Annotated in this window: 12 protein-coding genes and 1 rRNA gene; 8 read left to right on the top strand and 5 right to left on the bottom strand. The window is 55.3% G+C overall.

From position 1 onward, the window contains the following. Window positions 1-73: ribosomal RNA gene (gene rrf / locus OGW17_RS21620) — 5S ribosomal RNA — on the top strand; the annotation flags it as partial. Window positions 74-155: 82 nt separating this feature from the next. Here rrf and OGW17_RS03370 read toward each other — a convergent pair. Beyond that, window positions 156-602, bottom strand: a complete 447-nt coding sequence (locus OGW17_RS03370) for an acetyltransferase (RefSeq protein WP_049010140.1) — start codon at window positions 600-602, stop codon at window positions 156-158. A gap of 156 nt (window positions 603-758) precedes the next feature. Between OGW17_RS03370 and metA the strand changes: the two genes are divergently transcribed. The 4 genes from metA (at window position 759) to aceK (ending at window position 6,719) form a co-directional block, all read left to right on the top strand. Next, on the top strand, window positions 759-1,688 hold the full coding sequence (gene metA / locus OGW17_RS03375) for a homoserine O-acetyltransferase MetA (protein WP_012134677.1): 930 nt from the start codon (window positions 759-761) through the stop codon (window positions 1,686-1,688). A 268-nt stretch (window positions 1,689-1,956) separates the two neighbouring features. After that, window positions 1,957-3,558 carry a malate synthase A gene (aceB, locus tag OGW17_RS03380; RefSeq protein ID WP_071257646.1) on the top strand — a complete coding sequence of 534 codons (1,602 nt, stop codon included), beginning with the start codon at window positions 1,957-1,959 and terminating at the stop codon, window positions 3,556-3,558. Between the two features lie 31 nt (window positions 3,559-3,589). Continuing rightward, on the top strand, window positions 3,590-4,894 hold the full coding sequence (gene aceA, locus OGW17_RS03385; RefSeq protein WP_024130843.1) for an isocitrate lyase: 1,305 nt from the start codon (window positions 3,590-3,592) through the stop codon (window positions 4,892-4,894). A 97-nt stretch (window positions 4,895-4,991) separates the two neighbouring features. After that, window positions 4,992-6,719, top strand: coding sequence for a bifunctional isocitrate dehydrogenase kinase/phosphatase (aceK, locus tag OGW17_RS03390; RefSeq protein ID WP_071257648.1), 1,728 nt, complete (start codon window positions 4,992-4,994; stop codon window positions 6,717-6,719). Window positions 6,720-6,802: 83 nt separating this feature from the next. Here aceK and iclR read toward each other — a convergent pair whose 3' ends face one another. After that, a complete protein-coding gene (iclR, locus tag OGW17_RS03395) occupies window positions 6,803-7,627 on the bottom strand; it encodes a glyoxylate bypass operon transcriptional repressor IclR (protein WP_058668403.1) in 825 nt (274 codons plus the stop codon). Window positions 7,628-7,824: 197 nt separating this feature from the next. On the opposite strand from iclR, the gene metH reads away from it, so the two are divergent. Further along, complete coding sequence (gene metH, locus OGW17_RS03400; RefSeq protein WP_071257651.1) at window positions 7,825-11,508, top strand: methionine synthase; 3,684 nt, start codon at window positions 7,825-7,827, stop codon at window positions 11,506-11,508. 226 nt (window positions 11,509-11,734) lie between these two features. Beyond that, window positions 11,735-13,366, top strand: a complete 1,632-nt coding sequence (locus tag OGW17_RS03405) for a Na/Pi cotransporter family protein (protein ID WP_024130841.1) — start codon at window positions 11,735-11,737, stop codon at window positions 13,364-13,366. 116 nt (window positions 13,367-13,482) lie between these two features. Here the strand turns inward: OGW17_RS03405 and pepE are convergent, their stop codons facing one another. After that, window positions 13,483-14,172: a dipeptidase PepE gene (gene pepE, locus OGW17_RS03410; protein WP_071257653.1), complete on the bottom strand. Its 690-nt coding sequence runs from the start codon at window positions 14,170-14,172 to the stop codon at window positions 13,483-13,485. A gap of 227 nt (window positions 14,173-14,399) precedes the next feature. Between pepE and rluF the strand changes: the two genes are divergently transcribed. Then, window positions 14,400-15,275, top strand: a complete 876-nt coding sequence (gene rluF, locus OGW17_RS03415; protein ID WP_012134668.1) for a 23S rRNA pseudouridine(2604) synthase RluF — start codon at window positions 14,400-14,402, stop codon at window positions 15,273-15,275. Here the strand turns inward: rluF and OGW17_RS03420 are convergent. Beyond that, window positions 15,272-15,544: a YjbD family protein gene (locus tag OGW17_RS03420; RefSeq protein ID WP_071257654.1), complete on the bottom strand. Its 273-nt coding sequence runs from the start codon at window positions 15,542-15,544 to the stop codon at window positions 15,272-15,274. The two genes, rluF and OGW17_RS03420, sit on opposite strands and share 4 nt — an antisense overlap. A gap of 130 nt (window positions 15,545-15,674) precedes the next feature. Further along, entirely contained in the window at window positions 15,675-16,613 is a 939-nt protein-coding gene (gene panS, locus OGW17_RS03425; protein ID WP_047459702.1) for a ketopantoate/pantoate/pantothenate transporter PanS, read from the bottom strand. Window positions 16,614-16,665 lie beyond the last annotated feature (52 nt).

Raw genomic sequence — 16,665 nt, forward strand, 5'->3', positions numbered from 1 at the left:
ACTCAGAAGTGAAACGCCGTAGCGCCGATGGTAGTGTGGGGTCTCCCCATGCGAGAGTAGGGAACTGCCAGGCATCAAATAAAGCAAAAGGCTCAGTCGAAAGACTGAGCCTTTTTGCGTTCATGCGCCCGGGTGCAGCCGGATGACGCTGCGCCTTATCCGGCCAACGTATGAACCAGATTCAATAACGGATACGGTCTGCCAAGATCGTCTACCTCTGAACGTCCCGTCACTTTAAATCCCATCTTTTTGTAGAACCCAACCGCTTGTTCATTCTGTTCGTTAACGTTGGTTGTTAACTCGGGGGCCAGCGTAAACGCATGCTCAACCAGCAATTTCCCTACGCCGCAGCCACGAACGTCGGGATCGACAAACAGGGCATCCATGTGCTGCCCGGTCAGCAGCATAAACGCGATGGGCTCATCCTGCTCTGTCACTGCCACCCATAACGGCGCTTCTGGTAAAAAAGAACGCACCAGCTCTTCCAGCTCGCTCCGATAGGATGCAGACAGAAAATGGTGCGTAGCATCAACAGAACGACACCAGATAGCAATCAGTTTTTCCCCTTCATCCTGCCGCGATCGGCGAATGCTAATAACCATATTATCTCCTTTTCTTTGTGCTTATATTCTATCGTAAACACCGCCGTGAAACTTTCTCACCTTCAACATGCAGGCTCGACATTAGAAGAATTTCTGGGTATCTTCAGCTATCTGGATGTCTAAACGTTTAAACGTATGTAGTGAGGTTATCAGGTTATGCCGATTCGCGTGCTGGACGAGCTACCCGCCGTCAATTTCTTACGTGAGGAAAACGTCTTTGTTATGACGACATCCCGCGCTTCTGGCCAGGAAATTCGTCCGCTGAAGGTGCTTATCCTCAACCTGATGCCGAAGAAGATCGAAACGGAAAACCAGTTCCTGCGCCTGCTGTCAAACTCACCGCTTCAGGTCGATGTTCAGCTCTTGCGGATTGATGCTCGTGAATCGCGTAATACACCAGCAGAGCATCTGAACAACTTCTACTGTAACTTCGAGGATATCTGCGATCAGAATTTCGATGGGCTGATTGTCACCGGCGCGCCTCTGGGCCTGGTGGAGTTTAATGATGTTGCGTATTGGCCGCAGATTAAGCAGGTGCTGGAGTGGGCGAAAGATCACGTCACCTCAACGCTGTTTGTCTGTTGGGCGGTACAGGCCGCGCTTAATATTCTCTATGGCATTCCGAAGCAAACCCGCACAGATAAACTTTCCGGCGTCTACGAACATCACATCCTTCATCCTCATGCTTTACTGACTCGTGGTTTTGATGATTCATTCCTTGCTCCGCACTCACGCTATGCCGACTTCCCGGCGGCGCTGATTCGGGACTATACCGACCTTGAGATCCTCGCAGAAACTGAAGATGGAGATGCCTACCTGTTTGCCAGCAAAGATAAACGAATCGCGTTTGTAACCGGTCACCCGGAGTACGATGCCCATACGCTGGCCAGTGAATATTTCCGGGATGTTGAAGCAGGTTTAAGTCCGAATGTACCGTACAACTATTTCCCGAAAAACGATCCGCAAAACAAACCTCGCGCGACCTGGCGCAGCCACGGTAATTTGCTGTTTACCAACTGGCTCAACTATTACGTCTACCAGATCACGCCATATGATCTGCGTCACATGAATCCAACGCTGGATTAATCTTCTGTAGCGCACGATCCTAAAGCGTTTCAGCATGTTGAAACAGGCACCTTCGGGTGCCTTTTTTATTTCTGAAATGCCGCTCATCTTGTAATTAAACTTTATTTTTATTGTTATCAATAAGTTAATTAATAATTAACTTAAAAATGGAAATTGTTTTTGATTTTGGAATTTAATTGAGTAGTCTTAGTTGTGCTGAACGAAAACCACACAACGATCCTTCGTTCGCATTGGGGATGTATTCGGATCAATGACGAGGAGCTGCATAATGAATCAACAGGCAACGACAACCGATGAACTGACCTTTACCAGGCCGTATGGTGAGCAGGAGAAGCAAATTCTGACCGCTGAAGCGGTAGAGTTTCTGACCGAACTGGTGACGCGTTTTACGCCAAAGCGTAACAAACTCCTCGCTGCTCGTATTCAGCAACAGCAGGATATTGATGACGGTAAGTTGCCTGATTTTATTTCGGAAACCGTTTCCATTCGTGAGGGTGACTGGAAAATTCGCGGTATTCCTGACGATTTACAGGATCGTCGCGTGGAAATCACCGGCCCGGTAGAACGTAAAATGGTGATTAACGCGCTGAATGCTAACGTGAAAGTGTTCATGGCTGACTTTGAGGATTCACTGGCGCCGGAGTGGAGCAAAGTGATTGATGGCCAGATCAACCTACGTGATGCGGTGAACGGCACCATCAGCTACACCAACGAAGCCGGGAAAATCTATCAACTCAAGCCGGACCCGGCGTTACTGATTTGTCGCGTACGCGGTTTACACCTGCCGGAAAAACATGTGACCTGGCGTGGTGAAGCCATTCCTGGCAGCCTGTTTGATTTCGCTCTCTACTTTTTCCACAACTATAAAGCGTTGCTGGCAAAAGGCAGCGGCCCGTATTTCTACCTGCCGAAAACTCAGGCCTGGCAGGAGGCCGCCTGGTGGAGCGAAGTCTTCAGCTATGCCGAAGACCGTTTTAATCTGCCGCGCGGCACCATCAAAGCCACCTTGCTGATTGAAACGCTGCCTGCCGTCTTCCAGATGGATGAGATCCTGCACGCGCTGCGTGACCATATTGTTGGTCTTAACTGCGGCCGCTGGGATTACATTTTCAGCTATATCAAAACACTGAAAAATCACCCGGATCGCGTCCTGCCGGACCGTCAGGTGGTGACGATGGATAAACCGTTCCTCAGCGCCTATTCACGGCTGTTGATCAAAACCTGCCACAAGCGCGGCGCATTTGCGATGGGCGGCATGGCGGCGTTTATCCCGAGCAAAGACGCCGAGCGCAACAATCAAGTGCTCAACAAAGTGAAAGCGGACAAAGCGCTGGAAGCCAATAACGGTCATGACGGCACCTGGATCGCGCACCCGGGGCTGGCGGACACCGCGATGACGGTCTTTAACGAGGCGCTGGGCGAAAACCAGAACCAGCTGTTTGTTACCCGTGATGAAGATGCGCCCATTACTGCCGAACAGCTGCTGGCGCCCTGCGAGGGCGATCGTACCGAAGAGGGAATGCGTGCCAATATTCGCGTGGCGGTGCAGTACATTGAAGCATGGATTTCCGGCAATGGCTGCGTACCGATTTATGGCCTGATGGAAGATGCGGCAACGGCTGAAATCTCCCGTACCTCTATCTGGCAATGGATTCATCACGAGAAAACCCTGAGCAACGGCAAACCCGTCACGAAAGCGCTATTCCGCCAGATGCTGGCCGAAGAGATGCTGGTGATCCAGGACGAGCTGGGAGAGCACCGCTTCAGCAGCGGGCGCTTTGATGAAGCCGCGCGCCTGATGGAGCAGATCACTACCTCTGATGAACTGATCGATTTCTTGACCCTGCCAGGCTACCGCCTGCTGGCTTAACTCACCACATAACAATATGGAGCATCTGCACATGAAAACCCGTACCCAACAAATCGAAGAGTTACAGAAAGAATGGACGCAACCGCGCTGGGAAGGCATCCGTCGCCCGTATAGCGCGGAGGAAGTGGTGAAATTACGCGGCTCGGTCAACCCGGAATGTACGCTGGCGCAGCTTGGCGCGGCCAAAATGTGGCGTCTGCTGCATGGCGACGCGAAAAAAGGCTACATCAACAGCCTCGGCGCACTGACCGGCGGCCAGGCGCTGCAACAGGCGAAAGCGGGCATTGAGGCGGTCTATCTGTCCGGCTGGCAGGTGGCGGCGGACGCTAACCTGGCCTCCAGCATGTACCCGGATCAATCGCTGTACCCGGCAAACTCTGTTCCGGCGGTCGTGGATCGGATCAACAACACTTTCCGTCGTGCGGATCAGATCCAGTGGGCATCCGGCATTGAGCCTGGCGATCCGCGCTTTGTCGATTACTTCCTGCCGATCGTTGCCGATGCGGAGGCCGGTTTTGGCGGCGTACTGAACGCGTTTGAACTGATGAAATCGATGATCGAAGCCGGTGCAGCGGCTGTTCACTTCGAAGATCAGCTTGCGTCGGTGAAGAAGTGCGGTCATATGGGCGGCAAAGTTCTGGTGCCGACGCAGGAAGCCATTCAGAAACTGGTGGCTGCGCGTCTGGCGGCTGACGTGATGGGCGTACCGACGTTGCTGATTGCCCGTACCGATGCGGATGCGGCAGATCTGATAACCTCCGACTGCGACGCGTACGACAGTGAATTTATTACCGGCGAACGCACCAGCGAAGGCTTCTTCCGCACACGTGCCGGTATTGAACAGGCGATCAGCCGTGGGCTGGCGTATGCGCCTTACGCAGACCTGGTGTGGTGCGAAACCTCCACGCCGGACCTTGAACTGGCGAAGCGCTTTGCCGATGCCATCCACGCGAAATACCCGGGTAAACTGCTGGCCTACAACTGCTCGCCGTCGTTTAACTGGCAGAAGAACCTGGACGATAAAACCATCGCCAGCTTCCAGCAGCAGCTGTCGGACATGGGCTACAAGTACCAGTTCATCACCCTGGCGGGCATCCACAGCATGTGGTTCAACATGTTCGACCTGGCACATTCCTATGCGCAGGGTGAAGGCATGCGCCACTATGTTGAGAAGGTTCAGCAGCCAGAATTTGCGGCGGCCAAAGACGGTTACACCTTCGTGTCCCATCAGCAGGAAGTGGGGACAGGCTACTTCGACAAAGTGACCACCATCATTCAGGGCGGCACCTCCTCAGTGACGGCATTAACGGGTTCCACTGAAGAATCGCAGTTCTGATCCATGCCGGATGGCGCTTACGCTTATCCGGCCTACCCCGAACCGTAGGCCGGATAAGGCGCTTGCTCCGCCATCCGGCAACCGATGAGGACAAACTATGTCGCGTGGCCTGGAATTACTGATTGCTCAGACCATCCTGCAAGGCTTTGACGCGCAGTATGGTCGATTTCTGGAAGTGACTTCCGGCGCGCAGCAGCGCTTTGAACAGGCCGACTGGCATGCCGTGCAGCAGGCGATGAAAAACCGTATCCACCTCTACGATCATCACGTTGGTCTGGTGGTGGAACAGTTGCGCTGCATTACTGACGGCAAAAGCACCGATGCGGCCTTTTTACTGCGTGTCAAAGAGCATTACACCCGGCTGTTGCCGGATTACCCGCGCTTCGAGATTGCGGAGAGCTTTTTTAACTCCGTCTACTGTCGGTTATTTGACCACCGCTCGCTCACTCCCGAGCGGCTTTTTATCTTTAGCTCCCAGCCTGAACGCCGGTTTCGCACGATCCCGCGCCCGCTGGCGAAAGATTTCTTCCCCGATCACGGCTGGGAACCGCTGTTGACGCGTATTCTCAGCGATCTACCGCTGCGTTTGCCCTGGCAAAACAAAAGCCGTGATATTCATTACATCATTGCTCACCTGACGGAAACGTTCGGAGCGGAGGCTTTGCACCGCAGCCATTTGCAGGTGGCGAATGAGCTGTTTTATCGCAATAAAGCCGCCTGGCTGGTGGGGAAGTTGCTGACCCCAGCCGGCACGTTGCCATTTTTGCTGCCGATTCATCACACCGATGAAGGCGAACTGTTTGTCGATACCTGCCTGACCACCACGGCTGAGGCCAGTATCGTGTTTGGTTTTGCCCGTTCCTACTTCATGGTGTACGCGCCGTTGCCTGCCGCGCTGGTTGAGTGGCTGCGTGAGATCCTGCCAGGTAAAACCACCGCCGAGCTGTACATGGCGATTGGCTGTCAGAAGCATGCGAAAACCGAGAGCTATCGCGAGTATTTACTGTATCTGGCGAACAGCGATGAGCAGTTTATTGAAGCGCCCGGTATTCGCGGCATGGTGATGCTGGTGTTTACGCTGCCGGGCTTTGACCGGGTGTTTAAGATCATCAAGGATAGGTTTGCCCCACAAAAAGAGATGTCGGCCGCCCATGTGCGCGCTTGCTATCAACTCGTTAAAGAACACGATCGCGTCGGGCGGATGGCCGATACGCAGGAGTTCGAGAACTTTGTGCTGGAGAAGCGGCGAATCGCGCCAGCGCTGATGACGCTGTTGCGCCAGGAGGCGCCGGAGAAAATCATCGACCTTGGCGATCAGATAGTGATTCGCCATCTCTACATTGAGCGTCGTATGGTGCCGCTGAATATCTGGCTGGAGCAGGTGGAGGGCCAGCAACTGCGTGACGCGATTGAAGAGTACGGCAATGCGATTCGCCAGCTTGCCGCCGCTAACATCTTCCCCGGCGACATGCTGTTTAAAAACTTTGGCGTCACCCGCCACGGGCGCGTGGTGTTCTACGATTACGATGAAATTTGCTACATGACGGAAGTGAATTTCCGCGATATTCCGCAAGCGCGCTACCCGGAAGATGAGCTGGCCAGCGAACCCTGGTACAGCGTTTCGCCAGGGGATGTTTTCCCGGAAGAGTTTCGCCACTGGCTGTGCGCTGACCCAAGAATTGGGCCGTTATTTGAGGAGATGCACGCCGACCTGTTCCGCGCCGACTACTGGCGGGCGTTACAGACGCGTATTCGCGAAGGGCACGTGGAAGATGTTTACGCCTATCGGCGCAAACAGCGGTTTTGCTTCAGATTTGCGGCTTGACGCCCGGTGGCGCTGCGCTTACCGGGCCTACACGTGACTGTAGGCTGGATAAGGCGCTTGCGCCGCCATCCGGCAAGCCTTGCTTATCTAAACCCGCCGTATGCCAGCGTGACTTCTTTCGCCGCTTTAATCACCATCGCGCCAAACTCGGTGACGCGATCGTCAGTGATGCGGGAAATCGGCCCGGAAATTGAGATCGCGGCAAACGGTTCGCGGTGCTCGTCGTAAATGCACGACGCAACACAACGCAGGCCAAGCGCGTGCTCTTCATCATCAAAGGAATAACCGCGTTTGCGCGTCTGGGCGAGGTCGTCTTTCAGATGTACCGGCGACACCAGCGTGGCGTGGGTATAGGCATGCAGCCCTTTACGGTGCAGCAGGCCAGTCACCTGCTCTTCGCTGAGTTGCGCCAGAAACGCTTTCCCGGCGCCGGAAGCGTGCATTGGCAGTTTGCCGCCGATGGGCGCAGACATGCGCATCAGCTGTGTGCACTGTACCTGGTCGATAATAATCGCCTGGTGATCGCTCTGATCCAGTACCGCCAGATTGACCGTCTCACCGGAGTCTTCCATCAGTTTGCGCAGGATAGGGTGGACAATCGCCAGCAGGTTACGGCTCTGCAAAAAACTGCTGCCGACGATAAACGCATGGGCGCCCACGGCCCAGTGGCCCAGATCTCCCACCTGCCGCACAAAGCCCTGCTGCTGCATGGTGGTCAACAAACGGTGAGTCGTGGAGTTCGGCAGGCCCGCCTGCTGCGCCAGTTCGGTCAGCGCGACGCTGCCGTTGGATTCGGCAATCCACTCCAGCAGCTTCAGGCCACGGGTCAGCGACTGAACCTGCCCGGTTGCGGGCGCAGTGGCAGCGGCGGGTTTTCTACCGCGTTTCGCGGGGACAGGGGCAACCATGGCGGACTCCTTTTCTGTATCGTGGAAATCATTTTCGTTTTATTAAAATATAATGCAAGAATTCCTGCACTGATCGGAGGAGTGAAGCTGAACATGTCTCATGTTGCCCGTTGTTCTCTTTTCCGCCTGTCGTGTTTATGCCAGTATGGTTTGTTGGCCTTTTTTCGGTCCAGGTTGAGTGTTGTCGGGAGCAAGTCGTGAGCAGCAAAGTTGAACAACTGCGTGCGCAGTTAGATGAACGTATTCTGGTTCTGGATGGTGGCATGGGGACAATGATCCAGAGCTATCGCCTGAGTGAAGAGGATTTTCGCGGCGAGCGTTTTGCTGACTGGCCCTGCGATTTGAAAGGCAACAACGACCTGCTGGTACTCAGCAAGCCGGAGGTGATTACCGCGATTCATCACGCTTACTTTGAGGCGGGTGCGGATATCATCGAAACCAACACGTTTAACTCCACAACGATTGCGATGGCGGATTACCAGATGGAATCCCTGTCGGCGGAAATCAACTTTACCGCTGCGAAACTGGCCCGCGCCTGCGCCGATGAATGGACGGCGCGCACGCCGGAAAAACCGCGCTACGTTGCGGGCGTGCTTGGCCCAACCAACCGCACCGCATCCATCTCGCCGGACGTGAACGACCCGGCGTTTCGTAATATCTCCTTCGATCAGCTGGTCGCGGCCTATCGCGAATCCACCAAAGCGCTGGTGGAAGGTGGGTCAGACCTGATTCTGATTGAAACCGTCTTTGACACGCTGAATGCGAAAGCCGCCGTTTTTGCGGTGAAAGAAGAATTTGAAGCACTGGGCGTCGAGCTGCCGATTATGATCTCCGGCACGATTACCGATGCGTCCGGGCGCACGCTCTCCGGCCAGACTACCGAAGCGTTTTATAACTCGCTGCGCCACGCCGAAGCGCTCACCTTTGGTCTTAACTGCGCGCTGGGGCCGGATGAACTGCGCCAGTATGTGCAGGAACTGGCGCGCATTGCCGAATGTTATGTCACCGCACACCCGAATGCCGGTCTGCCTAACGCCTTCGGCGAATACGATCTTGATGCTAATACGATGGCGAAGCAGATCCGCGAGTGGGCGGAGTCGGGCTTTCTCAATATTGTCGGCGGCTGCTGTGGGACGACGCCGGAACACATTGCCGCGATGAGCCGCGCGGTTGATGGTTTAGCGCCGCGTAAACTGCCCGATATTCCGGTTGCCTGTCGTCTCTCTGGCCTTGAGCCGTTGAATATTGGCGATGACAGCCTGTTTGTAAACGTGGGTGAGCGTACTAACGTTACCGGTTCCGCTAAATTTAAGCGGCTGATCAAAGAAGAGAAATACAGCGAAGCGCTGGATGTCGCCCGCCAGCAGGTGGAGAGCGGCGCGCAGATTATCGATATCAACATGGATGAGGGGATGCTCGACGCCGAAGTCGCGATGGTGCGCTTCCTCAACCTGATTGCCGGTGAGCCGGATATCGCCCGCGTACCGATCATGATCGACTCCTCAAAATGGGAGGTCATCGAAAAAGGGCTGAAATGCATTCAGGGTAAAGGCATCGTTAACTCCATTTCGATGAAAGAGGGCGTGGAAACCTTTATCCACCATGCGAAGCTGCTGCGTCGCTATGGTGCGGCGGTAGTGGTGATGGCCTTTGATGAACAAGGGCAGGCTGATACCCGCGCGCGTAAGATCGAGATTTGCCGCCGGGCGTACAACATTCTCACCAAAGAGGTGGGCTTCCCGCCGGAAGATATTATCTTTGACCCGAACATTTTTGCCGTAGCGACCGGTATCGACGAGCACAACAACTACGCGCAGGACTTTATCGGCGCCTGTGAAGATATCAAACGCGAACTGCCGCACGCGCTGATCTCCGGCGGCGTCTCTAACGTCTCCTTCTCGTTTCGCGGCAACGACCCGGTGCGCGAAGCGATTCATGCGGTGTTCCTCTACTACGCCATCCGTAACGGCATGGACATGGGGATCGTCAATGCCGGGCAACTGGCGATTTATGACGACCTGCCCGCCGAACTGCGCGACGCGGTGGAAGATGTGATCCTCAATCGCCGCGACGATAGCACCGAGCGTCTGCTGGCGCTGGCGGAAAAATACCGTGGCAGCAAAGCCGATGATTCAGCCAATGCGCAACAGGCGGAATGGCGCAGTTGGGAAGTGAAAAAACGCCTTGAGTATTCGCTGGTAAAAGGCATTACCGAGTTTATCGAACAGGATACCGAAGAAGCCCGCCAGCAGGCGACGCGTCCGATCGAGGTTATCGAAGGGCCGCTGATGGACGGTATGAACGTGGTGGGCGATCTGTTCGGCGAAGGCAAAATGTTCCTGCCGCAGGTGGTGAAATCGGCCCGCGTCATGAAGCAGGCGGTGGCGTATCTGGAACCGTTTATTGAAGCCAGCAAAGAGCAGGGCTCCAGCAACGGTAAAATGGTTATCGCCACCGTGAAGGGCGATGTGCATGACATTGGCAAAAACATTGTTGGCGTCGTTTTACAGTGCAACAACTATGAAATCATCGATCTTGGCGTTATGGTGCCGGCAGAAAAAATCCTCAAAACCGCGAAAGAAGTGAATGCGGATTTGATTGGTCTCTCCGGCCTGATTACCCCGTCGCTGGATGAAATGGTCAACGTGGCGAAGGAGATGGAACGTCAGGGCTTCACCATCCCGCTGCTGATTGGCGGCGCGACCACGTCCAAAGCGCACACGGCGGTGAAGATTGAGCAGAACTACAGCGGCCCGACGGTCTATGTCCAGAACGCCTCGCGTACCGTGGGCGTCGTGGCGGCGTTGCTGTCTGAAACCCAGCACGATGAGTTTGTCGCCCGTACCCGTAAAGAGTATGAAACCGTGCGCATCCAGCATGCGCGCAAGAAACCGCGCACGCCGCCGGTGACGCTGGCCGCCGCGCGTGATAATGACCTGGCATTTGACTGGGAAAGCTATACACCGCCTGTCGCTCATCGTCTGGGCGTGCAGGACGTTGAGGCCAGTATCGAAACGCTGCGCAACTACATCGACTGGACGCCGTTCTTTATGACCTGGTCGCTGGCCGGGAAATATCCGCGCATTCTCGAAGACGAGGTGGTGGGCGAAGAGGCGAAACGCCTGTTTAAAGACGCCAACGACATGCTGGATAAACTGAGTGCCGAGAAGACGCTCAACCCGCGTGGCGTGGTGGGGCTGTTCCCGGCAAACCGTGTGGGTGATGATATCGAAATTTATCGCGATGAGACGCGTACCCATGTGCTGGCGGTCAGCCATCATCTGCGTCAGCAAACGGAGAAGGTGGGTTTCGCCAACTATTGCCTGTCTGACTTTGTTGCGCCGAAACAGAGCGGCAAAGAGGATTACATCGGCGCCTTCGCCGTCACGGGCGGTCTGGAAGAGGATGCGCTGGCAGAGGCATTCGAGGCGCAGCATGATGATTACAACAAGATTATGGTCAAAGCGATCGCCGACCGTCTGGCGGAAGCCTTTGCGGAATACCTGCATGAGCGGGTACGTAAAGTCTACTGGGGCTATGCGGCGAATGAGAACCTCAGCAACGAGGAGCTGATCCGCGAAAACTATCAGGGGATTCGTCCGGCGCCAGGCTATCCGGCCTGCCCGGAGCACACTGAGAAGGGCACCATCTGGCAACTGCTGGACGTGGAAAAACACACCGGCATGAAGCTGACCGAATCTTACGCCATGTGGCCGGGCGCTTCCGTTTCCGGTTGGTACTTCAGCCATCCTGACAGCAAGTACTACACCGTCGCGCAAATACAGCGCGATCAGGTGGAGGATTATGCGCAGCGTAAAGGGATGACGGTCGCGGAGGTGGAGCGCTGGTTGGCCTCCAACCTGGGCTATGATGCCGACTAGTTCATAAAACTGTCATTTTTCCTTACAACAAACAGGGTGCTCATCGGGCGCCCTGTCTCTTTATTGTTTTGAAACCCTTATACTGGAAGAAGGTTCACGGGGCTGCTTGCCGGATGGCGGCGTAAACGCCTATCCGGCCTACAAATATCCCCGTAAGCCGGATAAGCGCAGCGCCATCCGGTAAAAAGGCTGAACATCATAATAATGATAAGGAGTACCTGATTCTGTGTTAACTCTGCTACACCTGCTTTCTGCTGTTGCCCTGCTGGTGTGGGGCACCCATATTGTGCGTACCGGCGTGATGCGCGTTTTCGGCGCTCGTCTGCGTACCGTTCTCAGCCGCAGTGTTGAAAAGAAACCGCTCGCCTTCTGCGCGGGTATCGGCGTTACTGCGCTGGTGCAAAGCAGTAACGCCACGACTATGCTGGTGACGTCATTTGTCGCCCAGGATCTGGTCGCCCTGACGCCTGCACTGGTGATTGTGTTGGGGGCCGACGTGGGGACCGCGCTGATGGCGCGTATCCTTACCTTTGATTTGTCATGGTTATCGCCGCTGCTGATTTTCATCGGCGTTATCTTCTTTTTGGGGCGTAAGCAGTCACGCGCCGGACAACTGGGGCGAGTGGGGATCGGTCTTGGCCTGATACTGCTGGCGCTGGAGCTGATTGTGCAGGCGGTGACGCCGATTACTCAGGCGAATGGCGTACAGGTCATCTTTGCCTCGCTGACCGGCGACATCATGCTGGATGCGCTGATTGGCGCCATGTTTGCCATCATCAGCTATTCCAGCCTGGCTGCCGTCCTGCTGACGGCCACGCTGACGGCGGCGGGCATCATATCGTTCCCGGTCGCGTTGTGCCTGGTCATCGGCGCCAACCTCGGTTCCGGCCTGCTGGCGATGCTCAACAACAGCGCAGCCAATGCCGCCGCTCGCCGCGTGGCGCTGGGCAGTCTGCTGTTTAAGCTGGTGGGCAGCCTGATTATCCTGCCGTTTGTCCATGTGCTGGCCGATACGATGGATGCGTTACCGCTGCCAAAATCCGAACTGGTTATCTACTTCCACGTTTTTTACAACCTGGCGCGGTGTCTGGTGATGATTCCGTTCGCCGAACCGATGGCGCGTTTCTGTAAACGTATTATCCGCGATGAACCGGAGCTGGATGCCCATCTGAAGCCTAAACATCTGGATGTCAGCGCGCTGGACACGCCAACGCTCGCGCTGGCCAATGCCGCCCGGGAAGCGCTACGCATTGGTGATGCGATGGAGCAGATGATGGAAGGTCTGAAAAAGGTGATGCACGGCGAGCCGCGCGAAGAAAAAGAGCTGCGCAAGCTGGCGGATGATATCAACGTGCTTTACACCGCCATCAAACTCTATCTGGCGCGGATGCCGAAAGAGGAACTGGCGGAGGAAGAGTCGCGGCGCTGGGCGGAAATCATCGAGATGTCCCTTAACCTGGAGCAGGCCTCGGATATCGTCGAACGGATGGGCAGCGAGATTGCCGACAAGTCGCTGGCGGCGCGGCGGGCGTTTTCCATTGAAGGGCTGAAAGAGCTGGATGCGCTGTATGATCAGTTACTCAGCAACCTGCAACTGGCGATGTCGGTGTTTTTCTCCGGCGATGTCACCAGCGCCCGACGTTTGCGTCGCAGCAAACATCGTTTCCGTATTCTCAATCGTCGTTATTCACATGCGCATGTGGATCGCCTGCACCAGCAGAACGTACAGAGCATCGAAACCAGTTCATTGCATCTGGGACTGCTGGGCGATATGCAACGCCTGAATTCGCTGTTTTGTTCGGTGGCTTACAGCGTGCTGGAGCAGCCGGATGAAGACGACGAGCGGGATGACTATTGATTGCTGATTGCCGGATGGCGGCGTGAAATGTCTTATCCGGCCTACGTTATAAGCACTATCCTGTAGGCCTGATAAGCGTAGCGCCATCAGGCATTTTACATTCTACATGGCGACGATCAGAAGCGATGACCGGCTTTAAGAGGAACCGCTTCTTCACCCGCGTTGAACACATACGTCGTGTTCGGGCCGCCGAGCGTCGCCAGCCCCTTACTCACCTGAATCCAGTTGCCTTCCGGCAGGCCAATCACCGTTAACTCCGGCGCGACCACCAGCAGCTCGCGAATACGCTGTTCGCGGGTTTCGCCTTTGTGGCCTTCCGGCAACGCGTTAGTGAAGTGCGGGTTAATCTGCAACGGGAACAGACCCAGCGCATCAAATCCTTGTGGGTCAACGATCGGCATATCGTTGGTGGTGCGAATAGTCGGACAGGCAAGGTTCGCGCCCGCGCTCCAGCCGATATACAACGCGCCACGCTTAACGGCAGCCACGATGGGTGCCAGCAGCCCACGTTCACGGCTCTCTTTTAGCAACTGGAAAGTGTTCCCACCGCCGACAATCACCACTTCCGCATCGGCAATCGCTGCGACCGGGTCGGCAACGCTATGAATACCGGTCACTGAAACGCCGAGCGGCGCAAGGACTGCGGCGGTTTTCGCTGTGTAATCGTCCCAGGTTTGCGTGACGCCAGCAAACGGGAGAAACACCGCTGAACGGCGGCCATGCAGTTGTTCCGCCACCAGCGGCAGCGCGTGTTCCAGCCAGGCTTTTCCCGGCAGAGTGGAGTTACTCAATAACAGCAGTTCCATGACATCTCCAGTAATCAAAAAGTAAAAACATCCGTGATGCTACCACCGCTCATCTTACCGCTTGCTGATGTGGCTCACGATGTGGTTATCGATATTCTGGAACGCGTCTCGCAGGGGGATTTCGTGATGTCATCGACTTTATGAGCAGCGGTGAGCCGCACTCCTGTCATTCGACGCTTTTTCCCTGACCGCAAGGTGCGGTATATTTCGCTTTTACAGGAGAATTTATGCTGCCCGACTCATCTGTCCGATTAAATAAATACATCAGTGAAAGCGGAATTTGCTCGCGTCGCGAGGCGGATCGCTACATTGAACAAGGGAATGTCTTCATTAATGGCAAACGCGCCACCATTGGCGATCAGGTGATGCCTGGCGACGTGGTGAAGGTGAATGGTCGGTTGATTGAGCCGCGCGAAGCGGAAGATCTGGTCTTTATCGCGCTGAACAAGCCGGTAGGGATTGTCAGTACCACGGAAGACAGCGAACGCGATAACATCGTGGATTTCGTGAACCACAGCAAACGTATTTTCCCGATTGGCCGCCTGGATAAAGACTCCCAGGGGCTTATCTTTCTTACCAATCACGGCGATCTGGTCAACAAAATCCTCCGTGCCGGTAACGATCACGAGAAAGAGTATCTGGTCACGGTTGATAAGCCAGTAACGGATGACTTTATTCGTGGTATGGGCGCAGGCGTCCCGATCCTCGGCACGGTGACCAAAAAGTGCAAGGTGAAGAAGGAAGCGCCGTTTGTTTTCCGCATTACCCTGATTCAGGGGCTGAACCGCCAGATCCGCCGCATGTGCGAGCACTTTGGCTATGAAGTGACGAAACTCGAACGCACGCGCATTATGAACGTGAGTTTATCCGGTCTGCCGCCCGGCGAGTGGCGGGATCTGACGGATGACGAACTCATCGCTCTGTTTAAGCTGATCGAAAACTCTTCATCAGAAGCCAAACCGACGTCGAAGGCGAAAGCGAAGCCGAAAACGGCGGGCATTAAGCGTCCGGTGGTGAAAATCGAAAAAACCAACGAGAAAGCGCGCCCGGCGTCAAACGGAAAACGCTTTACCTCGCCGGGGCGGAAGAAGAAAGGGCGTTAACGTCTGCCGCGCGTCGGCGTATTGGCCGACCAGGAAAACGACGCCTCAGTATCTGGTTTATAAGCCTGCTTTTTCTTCAACTGGCGGGCTTTTTTGGCCTCTGCTTCGCGCAGCGCCATTAACTTATCAATGTACTCCTTTTTCACGCTGTTGGTTTCCGCATTCGTGAGCGGACGGCCATGTGCAATGCGCGCGCGGTCGAGCAGCGTTTTCAGTTCACGCTGCTCGCGCTCGGTCATCTCTTTTTGGGTGATGTGTGGGAGTGCCATAAATGTACCCTCGGTCAGTCAGATAACCCAGTGTACGGCAAAGTGCAGAGGCTGTGTAGGCCGGATAAGGCGTTAGCCACCATCCGGCGACGTGCACGGATTGCGCCTGATGGCGCTACGCTTATCAGGTCTACACCTTCACCCTATCACGCGGCTTCTCGGCAATCGGCTTGCCTGACCAGTAACCGGCCAGCAGTGAGCCGGAGAGGTTATGCCAGACCGAGAACAGCGCGCCGGGGAGCGCGGCCAGCGGAGAGAAGTAAATTTTACCGAGCGCCGCCGCAAGGCCGGAGTTCTGCATTCCAACTTCAATCGCCAGCGTGCGGCAGGTGGACTCATCAAAGCCAAACAGGCGACCGCCCCAGTAACCGCCGAGCAGACCAATGGTGTTGTGCAGGATCACCGCCACAATCACCACAAAACCAACGGATGCGATATGCGAGGCGGAACCGGCCACCACTGCGCTGATGATCGCCAGAATGCACACCATTGAGAACGCAGGCAGATAAGGCTCCACGGTTTTTACCACGCGAGGAAACAGGTGGTGAATGACCAGCCCAAGCGCGATTGGAACCACGACGATCTGTAAAATGCTGAGCAGCATCCCCATCACATCCACCTGAATATGCGCATCCACATACAGGCGCGTCAGCAGCGGTGTCGCGACCACGCCAACCAGCGTGGAAACCGATGAGATAGTAACCGAAAGCGCCACATCCCCTTTCGCCAGATAGATCATGACGTTAGATGCCGTTCCGCTGGCGACGCTGCCCACCAGTACCATCCCGGCAGAGAGGTCCGGCGGCATGTTAAACAGTATCGCCAGTAGCCAGGCGGCGAGCGGCATCACCAGATAATGCAGGAAAATACCGGCAGCGACAGGCGCCGGGCGGGAAAGCACGCGTTTAAAGTCGTCGAGCTTAAGGTGTACGCCCATGCCGAACATAATCAGCATCAGTAGCGTAGTCACCCACGAGCCAATGGGGGTGAAGGTCGATGGCGTGTAATACGCAATAACAGAGAGCAGCAGCGCCCACAACGGGAACAGCCGGGTGATAACGGATAACATAATAAATTCCTTGCAGTATTGTCGTGTTGTTTAGTTATAAAAAAGCCGGGTT

It is taken from the genome of Citrobacter sp. CK181 (genome assembly GCF_030333595.1).
Classification (GTDB): Bacteria; Pseudomonadota; Gammaproteobacteria; order Enterobacterales; family Enterobacteriaceae; genus Citrobacter_B; species Citrobacter_B koseri.

Coding starts and splice junctions, on each gene's coding strand:
- OGW17_RS03370 (WP_049010140.1), bottom strand. CDS start 602: ATGGTTATTAGCATTCGCCGATCGCGGCAGGATGAAGGGGAAAAACTG.
- metA (WP_012134677.1), top strand. CDS start 759: ATGCCGATTCGCGTGCTGGACGAGCTACCCGCCGTCAATTTCTTACGT.
- aceB (WP_071257646.1), top strand. CDS start 1,957: ATGAATCAACAGGCAACGACAACCGATGAACTGACCTTTACCAGGCCG.
- aceA (WP_024130843.1), top strand. CDS start 3,590: ATGAAAACCCGTACCCAACAAATCGAAGAGTTACAGAAAGAATGGACG.
- aceK (WP_071257648.1), top strand. CDS start 4,992: ATGTCGCGTGGCCTGGAATTACTGATTGCTCAGACCATCCTGCAAGGC.
- iclR (WP_058668403.1), bottom strand. CDS start 7,627: ATGGTTGCCCCTGTCCCCGCGAAACGCGGTAGAAAACCCGCCGCTGCC.
- pepE (WP_071257653.1), bottom strand. CDS start 14,172: ATGGAACTGCTGTTATTGAGTAACTCCACTCTGCCGGGAAAAGCCTGG.
- rluF (WP_012134668.1), top strand. CDS start 14,400: ATGCTGCCCGACTCATCTGTCCGATTAAATAAATACATCAGTGAAAGC.
- OGW17_RS03420 (WP_071257654.1), bottom strand. CDS start 15,544: ATGGCACTCCCACACATCACCCAAAAAGAGATGACCGAGCGCGAGCAG.
- panS (WP_047459702.1), bottom strand. CDS start 16,613: ATGTTATCCGTTATCACCCGGCTGTTCCCGTTGTGGGCGCTGCTGCTC.